The sequence below is a fragment of the Achromobacter sp. RTa genome (assembly GCF_000757485.1).
Taxonomy (GTDB): domain Bacteria; phylum Pseudomonadota; class Gammaproteobacteria; order Burkholderiales; family Burkholderiaceae_B; genus Achromobacter.
Map to the genome: position 1 here is coordinate 364117 of NZ_JPYO01000027.1, position 18626 is coordinate 382742.

Annotated in this window: 16 protein-coding genes; 5 read left to right on the plus strand and 11 right to left on the minus strand. The window is 65.3% G+C overall.

All coding sequences use genetic code 11. From position 1 onward, the window contains the following. Positions 1 to 3: 3 nt before the first annotated feature. Entirely contained in the window at positions 4 to 930 is a 927-nt protein-coding gene (locus tag JL37_RS09785) for a LysR substrate-binding domain-containing protein (RefSeq protein WP_043543641.1), read from the minus strand. Between the two features lie 88 nt (positions 931 to 1018). Here JL37_RS09785 and JL37_RS09790 point away from each other — a divergent pair, with 88 nt between their 5' ends. From JL37_RS09790 to JL37_RS09800, 3 genes are all read left to right on the plus strand, one after another. Further along, a complete protein-coding gene (locus JL37_RS09790; RefSeq protein ID WP_043543642.1) occupies positions 1019 to 1942 on the plus strand; it encodes a carbon-nitrogen hydrolase family protein in 924 nt (307 codons plus the stop codon). A 630-nt stretch (positions 1943 to 2572) separates the two neighbouring features. After that, positions 2573 to 3526 carry an alpha/beta hydrolase gene (locus JL37_RS09795; RefSeq protein WP_043543644.1) on the plus strand — a complete coding sequence of 318 codons (954 nt, stop codon included), beginning with the start codon at positions 2573 to 2575 and terminating at the stop codon, positions 3524 to 3526. A gap of 95 nt (positions 3527 to 3621) precedes the next feature. Next, positions 3622 to 4239, plus strand: coding sequence for a PIN domain-containing protein (locus tag JL37_RS09800; RefSeq protein WP_043543875.1), 618 nt, complete (start codon positions 3622 to 3624; stop codon positions 4237 to 4239). 5 nt (positions 4240 to 4244) lie between these two features. Here JL37_RS09800 and JL37_RS09805 read toward each other — a convergent pair whose 3' ends face one another. The 4 genes from JL37_RS09805 to rpsO all read right to left on the minus strand — a co-directional run bounded on the left by JL37_RS09805 (position 4245) and on the right by rpsO (position 8909). Further along, the gene (locus tag JL37_RS09805; protein ID WP_043543645.1) at positions 4245 to 5462 is read right to left on the minus strand and encodes a threonine ammonia-lyase; all 1218 of its coding nucleotides are present in this window, start codon (positions 5460 to 5462) and stop codon (positions 4245 to 4247) included. A 14-nt stretch (positions 5463 to 5476) separates the two neighbouring features. Then, positions 5477 to 6202, minus strand: coding sequence for a hypothetical protein (locus tag JL37_RS09810; protein WP_043543647.1), 726 nt, complete (start codon positions 6200 to 6202; stop codon positions 5477 to 5479). A 184-nt stretch (positions 6203 to 6386) separates the two neighbouring features. Next, a complete protein-coding gene (gene pnp, locus JL37_RS09815; protein WP_043543648.1) occupies positions 6387 to 8549 on the minus strand; it encodes a polyribonucleotide nucleotidyltransferase in 2163 nt (720 codons plus the stop codon). A 90-nt stretch (positions 8550 to 8639) separates the two neighbouring features. Next, positions 8640 to 8909 carry a 30S ribosomal protein S15 gene (gene rpsO / locus JL37_RS09820; protein ID WP_006223612.1) on the minus strand — a complete coding sequence of 90 codons (270 nt, stop codon included), beginning with the start codon at positions 8907 to 8909 and terminating at the stop codon, positions 8640 to 8642. 326 nt (positions 8910 to 9235) lie between these two features. Between rpsO and JL37_RS09825 the strand changes: the two genes are divergently transcribed. Next, positions 9236 to 9754: a hypothetical protein gene (locus JL37_RS09825; RefSeq protein WP_043543649.1), complete on the plus strand. Its 519-nt coding sequence runs from the start codon at positions 9236 to 9238 to the stop codon at positions 9752 to 9754. Positions 9755 to 9818: 64 nt separating this feature from the next. On the opposite strand, the gene pssA is transcribed toward JL37_RS09825, so the two are convergent. The 4 genes from pssA to JL37_RS09845 all read right to left on the minus strand — a co-directional run bounded on the left by pssA (position 9819) and on the right by JL37_RS09845 (position 14142). Next, entirely contained in the window at positions 9819 to 10592 is a 774-nt protein-coding gene (pssA, locus tag JL37_RS09830; RefSeq protein WP_013391930.1) for a CDP-diacylglycerol--serine O-phosphatidyltransferase, read from the minus strand. A gap of 177 nt (positions 10593 to 10769) precedes the next feature. After that, positions 10770 to 11786 (minus strand): ketol-acid reductoisomerase, encoded by a 1017-nt coding sequence (gene ilvC, locus JL37_RS09835; protein WP_043543650.1) that lies wholly within the window; start codon positions 11784 to 11786, stop codon positions 10770 to 10772. Positions 11787 to 11848: 62 nt separating this feature from the next. Beyond that, positions 11849 to 12340 carry an acetolactate synthase small subunit gene (ilvN, locus tag JL37_RS09840; protein ID WP_043543651.1) on the minus strand — a complete coding sequence of 164 codons (492 nt, stop codon included), beginning with the start codon at positions 12338 to 12340 and terminating at the stop codon, positions 11849 to 11851. 11 nt (positions 12341 to 12351) lie between these two features. Further along, a complete protein-coding gene (locus tag JL37_RS09845; RefSeq protein ID WP_369798533.1) occupies positions 12352 to 14142 on the minus strand; it encodes an acetolactate synthase 3 catalytic subunit in 1791 nt (596 codons plus the stop codon). 399 nt (positions 14143 to 14541) lie between these two features. Between JL37_RS09845 and JL37_RS09850 the strand changes: the two genes are divergently transcribed. Further along, complete coding sequence (locus tag JL37_RS09850; RefSeq protein ID WP_043543653.1) at positions 14542 to 16764, plus strand: FUSC family membrane protein; 2223 nt, start codon at positions 14542 to 14544, stop codon at positions 16762 to 16764. Positions 16765 to 16954: 190 nt separating this feature from the next. Here JL37_RS09850 and yaaA read toward each other — a convergent pair whose 3' ends face one another. Together yaaA and JL37_RS09860 are read right to left on the minus strand one after the other, a co-directional pair. Further along, on the minus strand, positions 16955 to 17725 hold the full coding sequence (gene yaaA / locus JL37_RS09855; RefSeq protein WP_043543654.1) for a peroxide stress protein YaaA: 771 nt from the start codon (positions 17723 to 17725) through the stop codon (positions 16955 to 16957). Between the two features lie 19 nt (positions 17726 to 17744). Then, positions 17745 to 18527, minus strand: a complete 783-nt coding sequence (locus JL37_RS09860) for a 3-hydroxybutyrate dehydrogenase (RefSeq protein ID WP_043543656.1) — start codon at positions 18525 to 18527, stop codon at positions 17745 to 17747. Between the last annotated feature and the right edge of the window lie 99 nt (positions 18528 to 18626).

The following is an 18626-nucleotide window of genomic DNA, read 5'->3' on the forward strand; positions in this document are numbered from 1 at the left end:
GCGCTAATCCGCCCAATCGTAGCCTTCCAGCAAACCCAGCACGCTGCGCCTGACCGCCGCCACCGCCTCGTCGCGCAACGCATCTCCCCGCCATCCCATTTCGATGGCGTAGCCCGGCATGGCTATCGGACAGGGGAGCATGCGCAGGCCCGTGGCCGCGGCCAGGCCGCGCGCCGCGTGCGTGGGCAGCGTCGAAAGGGAATCGCCTCCGCGCAGCAGGAAGGCCAGCGCGGAGAAATGCGTGGTGGAGGCCTGCACGCGGCGCGTCAGCCCCAGGCCGTGCAGCACTTCGTCCACCACGCCGATGAAACCGCCCGAGGAAACGAGGACGTGCTGGCGACGGACGAATTCGGCTACCGACAGGGACTGCTGGCCCGGCTTCAGGCTTGCCGGATCCAGCAGACAGGCATAGCCGCCCTGCCCCACCGTTACGCGCTGCAAGGCGTGCGAGGCCAGGCCGCCTGAAGCGATCACCAGATCCGCCTCGCGCGCCATGAGCATGTCCGCGGCCAACCGGCTATGGGTCTGCCGGAAAATGATGCGCAGGCCCGGCGCGCTTTCCGCCAGGACGCCGATTGCCTCGCGTCCCAGCGCGATCTCGAAATCGTCCGACAGGCCCAGCGTTACGGACCGGCCGGCGAAGTCCGCCGCGCCCGGCCGCGCCAGCGCCAGGCTCTGGCGGCATTTGTCGAGCGCCTCGCCGATGACGGGCCGCAACTCTCGAGCACGCAGGCTGGGCGCCAGCCCCCGGCCCGTCCGGGTGAACAGGGCATCACCATACAGCGCGCGCAGGCGGCCCAGCGCCGCGCTGACGGCCGACTGCGTCACGCCCAGGCGCAGGGCCGCCCGGCCTGCCCCGCCCTCGTCATAGATCGCCTCGAAAACCTTCAGCAGGTTCAGATCCGTCGATTCGATATCAATTCTGTTCATATCATTTATCTCTGGGCGGGATTGATTCATTTTAGGGGGAGCCGGACACTAGGGACACGACATTCCTCCCATGCACGGAGATACCGCCATGACCACCAAAACCGTTGCCGCGCTGCAGATCGGCTCTTCCCCGGAAGGCAAGGCCCAGACCCTGGAGAACATCCTCGCCTATGAAAACGAGATCGCGGCCTCCGGCGCGTCCCTCGTCGTCATGCCGGAAGCGCTTCTGGGCGGCTATCCCAAGGGCGAGATGTTCGGCACGCGCCTGGGCTATCGCCTGCCCGAGGGCCGCGAGGCCTACGCCCGCTACTACGAGAACGCGGTAGACGTGCCAGGTCCGGAAACGGAAGCGCTGGCCGGCCTGTCGCAACGCACCGGGGCCAGCCTGGTCGTAGGGGTTATCGAACGCGGCGGCAGCACGCTGTATTGCACCGCCCTCTTCTTCGAGCCCGGGACCGGCCTGGCCGCCAAGCACCGCAAACTCATGCCGACCGGCACGGAGCGCCTGATCTGGGGCCAGGGCGACGGCTCGACCCTGCCCGTCATCGACGCGGCCGCCGGCCGCATCGGCGGCGCCATCTGCTGGGAAAACCACATGCCGCTGCTGCGCACCGCCATGTATGCCAAGGGCGTCGAGATCTGGTGCGCGCCCACGGTGGACGAACGCGATATCTGGCAATGCTCCATGCGCCACATCGCCCACGAGGGCCGCTGCTTCGTCGTCAGCGCCTGCCAGGTGCAGCCCTCGCCCGCCGAACTGGGCCAGGACGTGCCGGGCTGGGACGCCGCCCGGCCGCTGATCAACGGCGGATCGGTCATCGTCGGCCCGCTGGGCGACGTCCTGGCGGGCCCCTTGCGCGGCAAGCCCGGACTGCTGACCGCCCAGGTGGATATCGGGGAGCTGGTGCGCGCCCGCTACGATTTCGACGTGGTGGGGCACTATTCGCGCCCCGATGTGTTCTCGCTGACTGTCGATGAACGGCCCCGCCCGCCGGTGCAATTCATCTCCTGAAGCCAAAGTCGGCCCGGCGCTGAGCCGGGCCCCGGGATGGTATAGTCTCGCCCGCTGCCAGCCCTTCGAGGGCTGCGCAATGCCCGAGTGGTGAAATTGGTAGACACAAGGGACTTGAACTAATTTGAGCCCTTTGGAGGAAACTCCAAAGGTGTAGCCCGTCAAACTCGGCGAATGCCCTGGACACGTTCCGAGCCAACGCCGAGCCAAGCCCCGCTTGCAAAACCGGGGAAGGTGTAGAGAGCAGACGGCGGGCACCTAAGGCTGCAAGGCTAAGGTGAAGGCGTGCTCCAGACCACGAACAGCCCGCGCTGGCGGCGAAAGCCGAAGTGGTAAGAAAATCCCTCGACCTCGCGGTCGTACCGGTTCGATTCCGGTCTCGGGCACCACCCACCCTGCCTCCATCGGCGCGCTTTTGCGCGCCTGTTACTGCCCCCGCCCCCTTCCCGACCGGTCCGCTTCTCACATAAGCAAGCCAAAGCTAGAATTGCGTCTGATTCTTATTCGCAAATAATTTTCCCCAACGTGGAGTGCCCTCAACCCCTGCGGCGGCCGACCGCGACGTGGTCGCGTCGATGTACCGCGAACACCATGCCTGGCTGTTGGCGTTCTACACCTGGTAGGCCTCCGATGAAAAACAAGATCTCGCGTCCGATTTCCACCGCCGTACTGGCGTGCATCCTGGCCACGGCGGCGCAGGCGCAAGCGCCCGCGGCGGCGCCCGACGCTCCGCTGCGCCCGGGCATGCAGCCCCTCGGGGAAACCGTGGCCGACCACCCCTCGGCGGTCTATCGGTTCGAAACGCACAATCTGGACTCGGACGATGGCAAGCGCCACTATCGTATCCAGATCGCCATTCCCAGGAAGCCGCCCGAAAGCGGCGGCAGCCCGGCGCTCTACATGCTGGACGGCAACGCCGCCCTGGCCACGTTGACGCCGGCCGACCTGGACCGGCTGGGACAGGGCCGCGCGCCGGTGCTGGTCGCGCTGGGCTACGACGTAGACACGCGCAACGACGTGGTGTCGCGGGCCTACGACTACACGCCGCCGGTGTTCGAGAACGGCAAGCCCGTGCCTGCTCCCGTGGTGCGCGGCCGCGTTGGCGGCGGCGCCGACATTTTCCTGGAGTTGATCCGCGGCAAGGTAAAACCGCTGGTGCGGGAACGCGCCGCCATCGACCCGGACCGCGAATACCTGTGGGGCCATTCTTACGGCGGCCTTTTCACGCTGCACGTGCTCTTTACGCGCCCCCAGGCCTTCGCCCGCTACATCGTCGGCGACCCTTCGGCCTGGTGGCATGACGGCGCGCTGATCGAAGAATGGCGGCGGTTCGACGCCCGCGAGGCCGCCGGCAAGCGCGTGGCGATCCTGGTCGGCACCAAGCCGCGCGATGCCAACCGCCCCATGCCCGGCGGCGCCGCGCCTGCCGCGGGCGAGGATCCACGCGCCGCCGTGCGCGAAATGGCCCTGGGTTTGAAGTCGGCAGGCGCCGACGCCAGCTATGAGGCCTTCCCGCAATTCGGCCACGGCGAAATGATCCGAGCATCGCTGGAACGCGCGCTGGAGGTCGCGGCTCAACCTTGAAGGCCGGCGTTCCGGCGGAAGCGCTTACACTGCACGGTTGCGGCCCCATCCCGGCCGCGCCGAACGCCCTGAACGCCCTGCACACCCCACCCGCCTTGACCATTCCGAACGCTTCCCCGCCCTTCATCGTCCTCGACGCCTGCGTCCTCATGTCGGGCATCCTGCGCCGCCTGCTGCTCCGGCTGGCCGAGGCGGGCGTGTTCGAGCCAGTCTGGACCGACCGCATCGGAGAGGAATGGCGCCGCAACGCCTCGCGCATCTGGGAGATACCGCCCGAGGTCATGACCGAGTTGTGGGACGACATGAATGCGCGCTTTCCCGCCGCCCGGGAAATGGATACGCAGGTCTACGAGGCGTCCTTGCGCTACAGCGACCCCAAGGATTTCCACGTGATCGCGGCCGGCCTGGCGCGGCGCGCCCGCTGCGGCCTGCAGCAGCCGCCCGTGGTGCAGGTGCTGACCTGGAACCTGAAAGACTTCAACCGTTCGGAACTGCGCCGCCAGGGCCTGGATGTCTACAACCCCGACCGCATGCTGGTGCAATGGTGGCAAGCCGGCGCGGACCGCATCCGCGAAGCCGCGGCGCAGGTGCCCGCCGACTACGTCGCGCTGGGGCGCGAGCCCGAGCCGCTGTCGGCGACGCTGCACCGCGAGCGGCTGTACGGCCTGAAGAACCTGCTGGCGCGCGACGCCGTCTCCGCCAGCGCGGCCTGACGTCCTCAGTGGTCGTGGTTGCTGGCGGCGAAGCCCGCCGCGTTCAGCACCTCGATCACTTCCTGGATATGCTCGGGGCCGCGCGTCTGAAGCACGAAGTCCACTTCGACATTGCGCACCGGCAATGAGGTGAACGCGCGCTGGTGGTGCACCTCGGTAATGTTGGCCTGCGCATCGGCGATGAGCTTGGTGGCATGAGCCAACGCGCCCGGCAGGTCGCGCAGGTCCACGCGGATGCGGGCCAGGCGGCCGGCGCGCACCATGCCGCGCTCGATCAGTTCGCCCAGCATCAACGGGTCGATATTGCCGCCCGTCAGGACCAAGCCGATGCGCTTGCCCTTGTAGCGGTCGCTGCCTTCTTCCTGCGCGCGCAACAGTGCGGCCAAGCCCGCGGCCCCAGCCCCTTCGACCACCGATTTCTCGATTTCCAGCAACACCACGATGGCGTGCTCGATATCGCTTTCGCTGACCAGTTCGATGCGGTCGACCAACTGGCCGACGATGGGCCGGGTCAGCTCGCCGGGCGATTTGACGGCAATGCCCTCCGCGATGGTGTAGGCCCCCTGCGGCATGGACACGCCCTTGACGGCCGCGTACATGGAAGGAAAACGCTCGGTCTGCACGCCGACGATCTCGATGCCGGGCTTGAGCGCCTTGGCCGCGGTGGCGATGCCCGAAATCAGGCCGCCTCCGCCGATGGCGATGACCAGCGTGTCCAGCTGCGGCTGGTCCTCCAGCATTTCCAGCGCCACCGTGCCCTGCCCCGAAATGACGGCCTCGTCGTCATAGGGGTGGATCATGGTGAGCCCGCGTTCCTGCGCCAGTTCGTAGCCGCGCGCCTTGGCGTCATCGAAGGTGTCGCCCGCCAGCACGACCTCGGCGCCAAAACGGCGCGTATTGGCGATCTTCACGGTCGGCGTGAAGCGCGGCATCACGATCACCGCCGGCACGCCCATGCGCTGCGCATGGTAGGCCACGCCCTGGGCGTGGTTGCCTGCCGACACCGCGATCACGCCCGCGGCGCGCTCTGCGTCCGACAGCGTCAGCATGCGGTTCAGCGCGCCCCGTTCCTTGAACGACGCCGTGAACTGCAGGTTCTCGAACTTCAGCCAGATTTCGGCGCCGAAGATGTCGGACAGCGTGCGGGAAAGGGTAAACGGGGTCTTCAGCACCTGGCCACGCAGGTTTTCGCGGGCGGTCTGAATGGAGGCGATATCGATCACGGTGGAGAATCCTGTTAGCGCACCGGCAGGAAATTGAATAGCAGCAGGCCTTGCGCGTAGTTGATCCCGATGCGCCGCGTGTTCTCGCCGAGCAGGTTGGCGATCAGGTCCAACCGGCCGATGATGGCGCCGAATTCGCGCTCAAAACTGAGGTTCGTGGCGTTCAAGGACATTTCATTGGCCAGCAGCAGGGGTTCGCCCTGGCTGTTCCGGCGCGACGCCAGCAGCCAGGCGGCCGCCTCGACGTTACGTGCGGCATTGTAAATCCGCTGCCCGTCCAATGCGTCCGTAGCGTACAGGCGGGTTTTCCCGTTGTGCGCGGCAATAATCGTGTCGGCCAGGCCGTAGATGAATGCGGCCACGCGGTCGCCGGAGTAATTCGGGTCCAGCGCCACCGCCAGGATCTGGACGTCGCGCAGGCCCGCAAGATCGCTGGGAGGGATCCGGACTTCGATGGAATGCTTGACGAGCTCGATCGCCTTCGCCTGGTCGGCCACGCCGGTCTTGCGCCATTCCCTGGGATTGCGGCGGTAGAGCTTGTCGAGGAGGACGTACAGGCTGGCGAGGTTGTCCCGCACCTCCAGCGTGACGGTGCGGTTGAAATCGGTCTGGCCGAACTGGTCGGCGGACATGCCTTCGCTGTTGGGTCCGCGCTGGCCTGGCCCGGGGCTGCTGGTGCAGCCGGCCAGCAACATTGCAAGCAGCGCCGCGGCGCCAGCGGATCTCAGCCGTCCGGTCATGCCTTGCTCATCCATTTCCCCCCGCGAGTACGCCTGAAGGCCGCGCTCTGGGCTGGCGGGCCTTGCTCTTCGCGCAAGACTTTACAGGAAGTGGGGGAATTTGGGAGGCGCCTGTGCAGGCCCAGCCTGCCCAAAAAAGAAACGGCGCCCGAAGGCGCCGTCTTGTGCTACCGGTTACGCAGGCTTATTCGGCTTGCGGTTCCGATTGCGGGGCGGCTTCGGGCGCCGCAGCGGGCTGCTGCTGCTCGATGCCGCCGATGGCCTTGATGGACAGGCGCAGGCGTCCCTTGTCGTCGGCCTCGATGACCTTGACGCGGACTTGCTGGCCGACCTTCAGCACATCGTTGATGTTGGCGATGCGGTAGTTGGCGATCTCCGAGATGTGCAGCAGGCCGTCGCGGCCCGGCAGCACCTGCACGATGGCGCCGAAGTCCAGCAGGCGCAGCACCGAGCCTTCGTAGATCTGGCCCACTTCGACGTCGGCGGTCAGCTCGACGATGCGGCGCTGGGCTTCCTTGGCCTGCGCTTCGTCGACGCTGGCGATCACGATCGTGCCGTCGTCGGAGATGTCGATCTGGGTGCCGGTTTCTTCGGTCAGCGCGCGGATGGTGGCGCCGCCCTTGCCGATCACGTCGCGGATCTTCTCGGGGTTGATCTTGATGGTCAGCATGCGCGGGGCGAAAGCCGACAGCTCGCCGCGCGAACCGTCCAGCGCTTCCTTCATCTTGCCCAGGATGTGCAGGCGGCCTTCGCGGGCCTGAGCCAGCGCGACCTGCATGATTTCCTTGGTGATGCCCTGGATCTTGATGTCCATCTGCAGTGCGGTGACGCCGTTCTCGGTGCCCGCGACCTTGAAGTCCATGTCGCCCAGGTGGTCTTCGTCGCCCAGGATGTCCGTCAGCACGGCGAACTTGCCGCCGTCCAGGATCAGGCCCATGGCCACGCCGGCCACGTGATCCTTGACCGGCACGCCGGCGTCCATCATGGCCAGCGAGCCGCCGCAGACCGAAGCCATCGACGACGAGCCGTTGGACTCGGTGATTTCCGACACGATGCGGATGGTGTATTGGAAGTCTTCCGGTGCCGGCAGCAGCGGGATCAGCGCGCGCTTGGCCAGGCGGCCGTGACCGATTTCGCGGCGCTTCGGCACGCCGATGCGGCCCGTTTCGCCGGTGGCGAACGGAGGCATGTTGTAGTGCAGCATGAAGCGGTCGCGGTACTCGCCCATGAGCGCGTCGATGATCTGTTCGTCCTGCTTGGTGCCCAGCGTGGCCACGACCAGCGCCTGGGTTTCGCCACGGGTGAACAGGGCGCTGCCGTGAGCGCGCGGGAGCACGCCCAGGCGCACGCTGATCGGACGCACGGTGCGGGTGTCGCGGCCGTCGATACGCGGTTCGCCGTTCAGGATCTGGCCGCGGACGATTGCCGACTCCAGCGAGAACAGGATGTTGTCGACGGTCACGGCGTCCGGCGCCGGCTCGCCCTTCTCGGCGGCGGCGGCGTTCAGCTTGGCCGACACGTCGGCGTAGACTTCGCGCAGCTGCGTGGTGCGGGCCTGTTTTTCGCGGACCTGGTAGGCGGCGTTCAGGCCGTCCTGGGCGGCCGCGGTGACGGCGGCGATCAGGGCCTCGTCCTTGGCGGGAGCCTGCCAGTCCCAATCGGGCTTGCCGGCGTCCTTCACGAGCTCGTGAATGGCGTTGATGACGGCCTGCATTTGCTCATGGCCGTAGACCACGCCGCCCAGCATGATTTCTTCCGACAGCTGGTCGGCTTCCGATTCCACCATCAGCACGGCGTTTTCGGTGCCGGCGACAACCAGGTCCAGCTTCGAGGACTTGAGTTGCGAGGCGGTGGGGTTGATCGCGTACTGGCCGTCGATGTAGCCCACGCGCGCGGCGCCGATCGGGCCGTTGAACGGGATGCCCGAAATGGCCAGCGCGGCCGAGGCGCCGATCATGGCGGGGATGTCGGGATCGATCTCGGGGTTGACCGACAGCGTGTGGATGACCACCTGGACTTCGTTGTAGAAATCCTCGGGGAACAGCGGACGCAGGGGACGGTCGATCAGGCGCGAGGTCAGCGTTTCCTTTTCGGAGGGCTTGCCTTCACGCTTGAAGAACCCGCCCGGGATGCGGCCGGCGGCGTAGGTCTTTTCGATGTAGTCGACGGTCAGCGGGAAAAACGTCTGGCCCGGCTTGGCCTTCTTGGAAGCCACGACAGTGGCCAGGACAACGGTGTCCTCGATCGACACCACCACGGCGCCGGAGGCCTGGCGGGCGATCTCGCCAGTTTCCAGGACGACCGTGTGCTGGCCGTACTGGAACGATTTAGTCACTTTATTGAACATGACGATTATTCCTTACAAATGAAAAACCGTGGCCGTCGCGACATGCGTCGCACCGACCACGGTTGCGTCATGGGGAGCCAGCCCCGTCGATCACTTGCGCAGACCGAGTTTTTCGATCAGTGCGCGGTACGAATCGGGATTGCGGCCCTTGAGATAGTCGAGCAGCTTGCGGCGACGGCTGACCATACGCAGCAGACCGCGGCGCGAGTGATGGTCCTTCATGTGTTCTTTGAAGTGACCGGTCAGTTCGTTGATGCGGGCGGTGAGCAGAGCCACCTGAACTTCGGGGGAGCCGGTATCGCCTTGAGCGCGTTGGAATTGCGCAACGATATCGGATTTCTTGATGTCAGCTACAGACATTGATGACCTCTTCGGACATGCGACAGGGCCGAGGCGCCCTGACGTGGTTTGTAAAAAATTTGCGCGAACCTGGCTGAATTCGCTTTCTCACTGCTGCCAATGATGACTCAAACGGCACCTGGACAATAGACGCGAAGCGCGGTGCTCGGCACCGGGCGCGCGCTTGGGTTTCCAGGCCTCCGTGGCCAGCGCAAAATATCTTGCAGAATCAATACACTTGATAAAGCTCGATGATTATAGCCGATTCGCTAGAATTACCCCAATACGCCCGTCTGTCCCCTTTCCTGGATCAGGCCGCCGCGCCCCGACCTCCGCAGGAGAATGATATGTCAAAATATTACAGAATCGCCCGTTCCGCGTTCGCCGCGGCGGCGCTGGCCGGCCTGGCGGCGTGCGCAAACATGGCCGAGGTGCCGCCGGGCACGCCCTACGCCGAGGTCATGGCCAAGTTCGGCCGCCCCAATTTCGAATGCCCGCAGGCCAATGGCGGGCGCCGCGTGATCTGGACGCAGCAGCCCATGGGCCAATATGCCTGGGGCACCAACGTCGGCGCCGACGGCCGCGTGGGCCAGGTGCTGCCGTTGCTGACGGACGCGCACTTCAAGGTGCTGAACGAAGGCGTATGGGGTCCCGACCGCGTGCGCTGCGAATTCGGCCCCCCCGCCAAGATTGAGGAAGCCGGCCTGGGCGAAAAGCGCGAGGTGGTCTGGTCGTACCGCTACAAGGAAAACGGCGTCTGGAACTCCCTGATGTACGTGTACATGAGCCGTGACGGCAGCAAGGTGACGCACTTCCACCCCGGCCCGGACCCCATGTACGACGACGACCGGCTCATGTGGCACTGACTCCTCCCCCCAGAAAGACAAAACCCGCCAGCCGGCGGGTTTTGTCTTTCTGGGCTGCCGCCGATCAGGAGGATTGGCTGCGGCGCTCCTGGGTCAGGCGGCGCGCGCGGTTCCAGCGCCAGGCCCACATGATCCAGCCCGACAGGCCGTACAGCACGAACAGGCCGAACAGCACGACCGGAGGATCGCTGGACACGAACACGAACACGGCCACCACCAGCAGGATGCCCCAGAACGGCACGCTGCGGCCCAGGGCGAAGCTCTTGCCGCTGAAGAACGGCGCGTTCGACACCATGGAAATGCCGGCGTACATGGTCAGCGTGAACGCGGCCCAGGCCATCAGGCTGTCATGGATGGGCAGCTTGTTGTCCACCGCCAGCCAGACGAAGCCCGCCACCAGAGCGCCCGCGGCCGGGCTGGGCAAGCCCTGGAAGTAGCGCTTGTCGACCACGGCGATGTTGGTGTTGAAGCGGGCCAGGCGCAACGCGGCGCCGGCCACGTAGACGAATGCGGCCAGCCAGCCCCAGCGGCCCAGGTCGTTCAGGATCCATTCGTACATGACCAGCGCGGGCGCGACGCCGAAGGAGGTCATGTCGGACAGGGAATCGTATTGCTCGCCGAAGGCGGACTGGGTGTTGGTCAGGCGGGCGACCCGGCCGTCCATGCCGTCCAGCACCATGGCCGCGAAAATGGCGATCGCGGCCACTTCGAAGCGGTCGTTCATGGCCTGCACGACGGCATAGAACCCCGCGAACAGTGCAGCGGTGGTGAACGCGTTGGGCAGCAGATAGATGCTGCGGTGGCGGTTCTCGGAATCGCGCATGGAAAAATTGGGCATGGTCTCAATAACTTACAACGAACATTGAAAGGTTAACCCATCTGGCCCCGCTTGCGGAGCGGAGCAAGCCGCGTGCCCGGCCAAATCGACGGAGAAGCCAGAAAAAAGCGGCATGCCCTCGCAGGCATGCCGCTTCGACCCTGATTGCGCGGGGTCGCCCCCGCGCAGTGGCAAGGATCAGTTCTTGGACTTGTCCACCAGCTTGTTGGCGGCGATCCAGGGCATCATGGCGCGCAGCTTGCCGCCCACCACTTCGATCTGCGATTCCGCGTTGATGCGGCGGCGCGAGGTCAGCGTCGGGGCGCCGGCGGCGTTTTCCAGGATGAACTTCTTGGCGTATTCGCCGGTCTGGATGTCCGTCAGGCACTGGCGCATGGCCTTGCGGGTTTCGTCGGTGACGATCTTCGGGCCCGTTTCGTACTCGCCGAACTCGGCGTTGTTCGAAATCGAGTAGTTCATGTTGGCGATGCCGCCTTCGTAGATCAGGTCGACGATCAGCTTCAGTTCGTGCAGGCACTCGAAATAGGCCATTTCGGGCGCGTAGCCGGCTTCCACCAGCGTGTCGAAACCTGCCTTGATCAGTTCGACGGTGCCGCCGCACAACACGGCCTGTTCGCCGAACAGGTCGGTTTCGGTTTCTTCGCGGAAGTTGGTTTCGATGATGCCGGCACGGCCGCCGCCGTTGGCGCTGGCGTACGACAGGGCCACGTCGCGCGCGGCGCCCGACTTGTCCTGGTACACGGCCACGAGGTGGGGCACGCCGCCGCCTTGCTTGTAGGTGTTGCGAACCGTGTGGCCCGGGGCCTTCGGCGCGATCATGATGACGTCGATGTCTTCGCGCGGCACGACCTGGCCGTAGTGCACGTTGAAGCCGTGGGCGAACGCCAGGGCGGCGCCGGCCTTGATGTTGGCGTGCACTTCCTTGTTGTAGACCGAAGCGATGTTCTCGTCGGGCAGCAGCATCATGACGATGTCTGCCGACTTGACGGCGTCGGCGACTTCCTTGACTTCCAGGCCGGCGTTGGCGGCCTTGTTCCACGAGGCGCCGCCCTTGCGCAGGCCGACCACGACCTTCACGCCCGAGTCATGCAGGTTCTGCGCGTGCGCGTGGCCTTGCGAGCCGTAGCCGATGATGGCAACAGTCTTGCCCTTGACGAGGGAGAGATCGCAGTCTTTGTCGTAGAAAACTTTCATGGTTGTGCTCCAGATTCCAGTATTTTGGATATTTGTTTGGTTCAGATGTAGGGTGCGGTCGATCAAAGCTTCAGAATCCGTTCACCGCGTCCGATGCCGGACACGCCGGTGCGCACGGTTTCCAGGATGGCACTGCGGTCCAGGGCCTCGAGGAAGGCCTGCACTTTTTCCTGCACCCCCGTCAGTTCGATGGTGTAGGACTTGTCGGTCACGTCGATGATGCGGCCGCGGAAGATGTCCGCCATGCGCTTCATTTCCTCGCGCTCTTTGCCCACGGCCCGCACCTTCACGAGCATCAGTTCGCGCTCGATGTGCGCGCCCTCGGTCAGGTCGACGACCTTGACCACGTCCACCAGGCGGTTCAGATGCTTGGTGATCTGCTCGATCACCTCGTCGGAACCGGTGGTGACGATGGTCATGCGCGACAGCGTGGAATCCTCGGTGGGCGCCACCGTCAGGGTCTCGATGTTGTAGCCCCGTGCGGAAAACAGCCCCACGACGCGCGACAGCGCGCCGGGTTCGTTTTCGAGGAGGACGGAAATCACGTGTTTCATGGGTGGCCTCCTTACAGGTCTTCAGAGCCGAGCAGCATTTCGGTCAGCCCGCGGCCGGCCTTGACCATCGGCCACACGTTTTCGGTGCGGTCGGTGATGAAGTCCAGGAAGACCAGGCGGTCCTTGTGCTTCTTGAACGCTTCGCGCAGCGCCGGCTCGACGTCAGCCGGGCGTTCGATGCGCAGACCCACGTGGCCATAGGCCTCGGCCACCTTGACGAAATCGGGCAGCGAATCCATGTAGGACTCGGAATAGCGCGAACCATAGTCGATCTGCTGCCACTGCCGGACCATGCCCAGGAAGCGGTTGTTCAGGCAGACGATCTTCGGCGTCAGGCGGTACTGGTGGCAGGTCGACAATTCCTGGATGTTCATCTGGATCGACGCTTCGCCGGTGATGACGGCCACGTCGTGCCCCGGATTGGCCATCTGCACGCCCATTGCGTACGGCAGGCCCACGCCCATGGTGCCCAGGCCGCCGGAGTTGATCCAGCGGCGCGGCTTGTCGAACTTGTAGTACTGCGCCGCCCACATCTGGTGCTGGCCCACGTCGGACGTGACGAAGGCGTCGCCGCCGGTCACTTCCCAGAGCTTTTCCACCACGTACTGCGGCTTGATGACCTCGTCCGAATTGGCGAACTTCAGGCATTCCTTGCCGCGCCAGGTCTCGACCTGCTCCCACCACTTGGTGATGGAGGCAGGCTTGTGCTCGGCCGCTGCGATGTCGTACTGCGCGCTGAGGTCGGCCAGGACGTCCTTCACGTTGCCCACGATCGGGACATCCACGCGCACGCGCTTGGAGATCGACGAGGGATCGATGTCGATATGGATGATCTTGCGTGCGTTCTGCGCGAAATGCTTGGGATTGCCGATCACGCGGTCGTCGAAGCGCGCGCCGATGGCCAGCAGGACGTCGCAATGCTGCATCGCCATATTGGCTTCGTAGGTGCCGTGCATGCCGGGCATGCCCACGAACTGGCCGCTGCTGGCCGGATAGCCGCCCAGACCCATCAGGGTGCTGGTGCAGGGCGCGCCCAGTTGCGTCACGAGCTTGTTGAGCTCGGGCGCTGCATTCGACAGGATGACCCCGCCTCCCGTGTAGATCATCGGGCGCTCGGCCGACAGCAGCATCTGCACGGCCTTCTTGATCTGCCCCTGGTGGCCCTTGTTTACGGGCGCGTAGGAACGCATCGAGATCTCGCCCTTGGGCGGCGCGTACTTGCACTGCGCAACGGTGATGTCCTTGGGGATGTCCACCAGCACCGGGCCGGGACGGCCGGTGCGCGCGATGTAGAACGCGCGGCGCATGGTCTCGGCCAGGTCCTTGACGTCGCGCACGAGGAAGTTGTGCTTGACGCAGGGACGCGTGATACCGACGGTGTCGCATTCCTGGAAGGCGTCCTCGCCGATGGCCGCAGTGGGCACCTGCCCGCTGATGATGACCATCGGGATGGAATCCATGTAGGCGGTGGCGATGCCGGTGACGGCATTGGTCACGCCCGGGCCGCTGGTCACGATGCAGACGCCGACCTTCTGCGACGAGCGCGAATAGGCATCGGCGGCGTGCACGGCAGCTTGCTCGTGGCGCACCAGGATATGCTGGAATTTGTCTTGCTTGAAAATCGCGTCGTAGATGTAAAGCACCGCGCCGCCGGGGTAGCCGAAAACGTGTTCCACGCCTTCTTCGGCCAGGCAGCGCACGACGATATCGGCGCCATTCAGTTCCATGTTGTCATTCCTTTCAAAACCGGCCCTGCAAACCCTGACTGCTGCTCGCCCGGATACGGCGGCAACTGAACCCATACCGGCTACGACAACATGATCCGGCGCTTAGCGGCTCACGGAGCCACGCCACCCGGACACCTTGCCGACCCGGCACACGCTCGACAGAACGCAGTGCAAACGCCCCTGGGGGACGCTGGAGGTCGAAATGGAAGCCTTGGCAACACACGCTTGTGGCGCGGCCAACGGCAGGTGTAACTGCTGCGGGATGGGGTGGGAGGTGACCCTGGCCATCCGCCTCAACGCACCGGCTTCGGATAGGCAGGCCGGCGCAAGTGGAGCAATTTACCGCGTTGCGTCAAAGGTGGCAAATCGGCTTTTCCGCAACCGTTGCGCAGAAGGTTCGGTAACCATCTGACCCCAAAAAAAGCACGACTCTCTCTATACTTGATTCCATTATCCAGAACCTCATCGCCGCCCATGGACTTGCGCATCGCCAGCATCCGCCGCTTCCTCTACAGCCACTACTTCTTCGGCGGGGTGCGCCAGGGGGTGGGGATGCTGTTGCCCGTGCTGGTGCTGGGCGGCATCTTCGGCGACTACACGACCGGGCTGGTGGCGACCTTCGGCGCGCAGTGCCTGGCCATCATCGACCAGCCCGGCGGCCCGCAGCGCCATCGCACGAACGAAATGCTGGGCGGCGCCGCGCTGGGCACCCTGACCGTCGTCGTCACCGGGCTGGCCTCCTCGCACCCCGTGCTGATCTGGCTGGCGGTCATCGTCCAATGCTTCGTCTATTCCATGTTCACCGTGTTCGGCAAGCGCGGCGGGCTGATCGGCTTTGCCGGCCTGCTGCTGATGACGCTGACCATGCACTCGCCGCTCGAACCCCATGAAGTACTGGCGCACGCGGCGGCCACGCTGGGCGGGGCGCTGTTCTACGTGGCGTTCAGCCTGGGCTTTTCCCGCCTGTTCTGGCTGCGGGAAGAACAACAGGCCATGTCGGTGGCGCTGTTCGCGACCGCCGACTACGTCGCCGCCCGCGCCACTTTCTATGACGACACCGCCGACCTGGACGAGGCCTACCGGACGCTGATCCAGCGCCAGTCCGTCATGACGGAAAAGCACCAGGCGGCGCGCGACATGGTGCTGCGCGCCCTGCCCCGCGGCAAGGGCCTGGGCGACCGCCAGCGCGTGATGATCTGGAACATGTTCGTGGACATGCTGCAGCTCCTGGATACGCTGGTGGCCACGCATACCGACTACGCCGCGTTGCGCCGCGCGCTGGCCGGCAGCGACTGCCTGATGTTCATGCGCGACGCGCTGGTGAAGATGTCGCTGGAGCTCAATCGCATCGCGCTGGACGTCTCGCGCGGGCGCAAGGTGCAATACCGCAGCAGCGCCAAGGCCGAACTGCGCGCCATCGAGTACGAGATCGAACAGCTCAAGCAACAGGGCCTGGGGGAGCGCGAGCCCGAAATGCTGGCGCTGATCGTCCAGGTGCTGCGCCGCCTGCGCAATTCGGCGCGCATCGTGGACAGGCTGGCCGACCACACCGCGGCCTCGCCCGATGCCAAGCCCACCGACGTGCTGCGCATCAACAAGTCGCTCACGCGCTTCATTTCGCGCCAGGAGTTCCGCGTGGGGCTGCTGACGAGCAACCTGCGCCTGGATTCGCCGCATTTCCGCTACGCGCTGCGCGTGACCGCCGCCGCGGCCATCGCCATGACGCTGGCCAGCCGCTGGCTGTCGCCGGAATTCTCCGCGCACAACTACTGGATCATGCTGACCATCGTCATCATCATGAAGCCCGGTTTCGCGCTGACACGCCAGCGCAATGGCTGGCGCCTGATGGGCACCGTGATCGGCTGCCTCTGCGCCCTGCTGCTGTTCAACCTGACCGACCGGCCCGGGATTCTCTTCGCCGTGCTGCTGGGAGCGTGCATCATGGGCAACAGCCTGGTGCAGCTGAACTACATGGCCAGCGCCATCTTCAACACGCTGTTCGTGGTGCTGGTGTTCCACTTCGTGTCGCCGGGCACCGTCTCCATGTCGGTGATCGGCGAACGCGCCATCGACACGCTGCTGGGCTGCGCGCTGGCGCTGGTGTGCAGCTATATCCTGCCGTGGTGGGAGGCCCGCTACCTCAGGCCGCTTGCCGCGGCCGCCACGCGGGCCAACCGCGAATACCTGATGGCGGGCCTGCGCTACGTCGAAGCCATGCAGGCCCACGGCGCCCCGGTCGGGGCTTCGGCCGGCGAAACCCCGGCGGTCACGGACGCCGACCTGGCCTGGAGGCTCGCGCGCAAGAACGTGCACATCTCGTTCAGCAATTTCGCCGAGGCCTTCTACCGGATGATGAGCGAGCCCAAGTCGCACCAGGTGAGCGTGCCCGAACTGAACAACCTGCTGATCCAGAACCACATCCTGGCCTCGCAGATCACGGCGGCGGTGCCCATCATGGCCGCCCTGCCCGCCACGCCCGACGCCGTGCAGCGGGCGCTGACCGGCATGGTGGACCTGCTGGACGAAAAACGCGCCCAGGCGCCCGCCAACCTCCCCACGCAGTTCGAGACGGAAGGGGAACAGGCGGCGCTGGTCTACCCCGTGAAGCAGATGCTCAAGGCCGCCCACATGATCCGCCAGGAACTGCAGGCCCTGGCAGACCCGGCTCACACGCCGCCCGTGGCGGCCGCAGCCTGAATCCCGGACCGTAGGATGGGTGTAGCGCGAGAGTTCTTAAGCTAGAACATCGAACTCCAACGCGCGCAACCCATGCGGCTGCGGGCAGACAGCGCCCGGGTCGGGCCGGAAAACCGTCTCTTGCGGCAGCATGGGTTGCGCGCGTTCAGCATCCAGGTTCTTACCTGGGAACTGCCGCGCTTGACCCATCCTACGCTTTGCGCCTGAAGACCAGTTTGTCTTCGGACGAAGCCGAGGCGTCGAACTTGTAGCCTTCCAGGTCGAAACCCTGCAGGCCTTCCGGCTTGGATACCTTGTGCAGGATCGCGTAGCGCGCCATCAGGCCGCGCGCGCGCTTGGCGTGGAAACTGATGACCTTCCAGGCGCCGTTCTTCCAGTCCTGGAAAACGCACTGCACCACGCGCGCCTTGAGGGTCTTCAGATCGACCGACTTGAAGTATTCCTCGGACGCCAGGTTGACGATCACCGGCGCCTTCTGGCCCGCCTGCCGTTCGTTCAGGTAGTCGGCGATGGCCGACCCCCAGTACTCGTACAGGTTCTTGCCCTTGGGCGTGGCCAGGCGCGTGCCCATTTCCAGGCGATACGGCTGCATCAGGTCCAGCGGACGCAGGACGCCGTACAGGCCGCTGAGGATGGCCACGTGATCCTGCGCCCAATCCAGTTGCTTGGCCGACAGGGTGGAAGCCTCCAGCCCTTCGTACACATCCCCGTTGAAGGCCAGCACCGCCTGGCGCGAATTGGCCTGCGTAAAGCTGCGCTTCCAATGGGCGTAGCGCTGGACGTTCAGCTCGGACAGGGCCGGGCTCAGGCTCATGAGCGCGGAGATGTCCTCGGCCGACTTGGTCTTCAGCACCTTGATCAGGGCCGCGGCCTGATCCACGAACAACGGCTGGGTATGGGTCTCGACGTGCAGCGGCGAGTCGTAGTCCAGCTTCTTGGCGGGAGAAAGCAGAAACAGCATTGCGGGATTTCCTTTTTGTTCAGCGCGCCGTCCAGCCGCCATCGACCGAGACGGACGTTCCTGTGATTTGCGCGGCGGCGTCCGAAGCCAGGAACACGGCGGTGCCGCCCAGTTGTTCCGGCGTCACGAATTGCAGCGAGGGCTGTTTTTCGCCCAGCAGCTCGCGCGCCGCGGTTTCCTGGTCCACGCCGCTCTTCTCGGCCAGCGCCGTGATCTGCTTTTCCACCAGCGGGGTGCGGACCCAGCCCGGGCAGATAGCGTTGGCGGTAATGCCCTGGCCGGCCGTTTCCAGCGCCGTGACCTTGGTGAAGCCCACCACTCCGTGCTTGGCCGCCACATAGGCCGACTTGTTGGCCGACGCCACCAGGCCGTGCGCCGAAGCGATATTGATGATCCGGCCGAAGCCCTGCTTCTTCATGTGCGGCAGCGCGGCAGCGGTGCCATGGAACACCGCCGACAGGTTCAGCGCCAGGATCGCGTCCCACTTCTCGACCGGGAAGTCCTCGATCTGCGCCGTGTGCTGGATGCCGGCATTGTTGACCAGGATGTCGATGCGGCCCATCTGGCGCACGGCGTTCTCGACCAGATCGCGCACGGCCGAACCCTTGGACAGGTCGGCGCCGTCGTAGATCACTTTCACGCCATGCTTTTCGGCCAATCCGGCCCGGACCTTCTCGATTTCCGCGGCGTCGCCGAAGCCGTTCAAGACGATGTCCGCGCCCTGCGCGGCGAAGGCCGTGGCTATACCCAGGCCGATGCCGCTGGTGGAACCGGTGACTAGGGCGACTTTTCCTTTGAGCATGAGCGATCTCCTGTGATCTGGCATGAGGGACGGGAAGCAAGGCAGGCGTCAAGTGTAGCTGCCCGGCAAGACGGCAATCATGCCATGCCGCAATGGCTT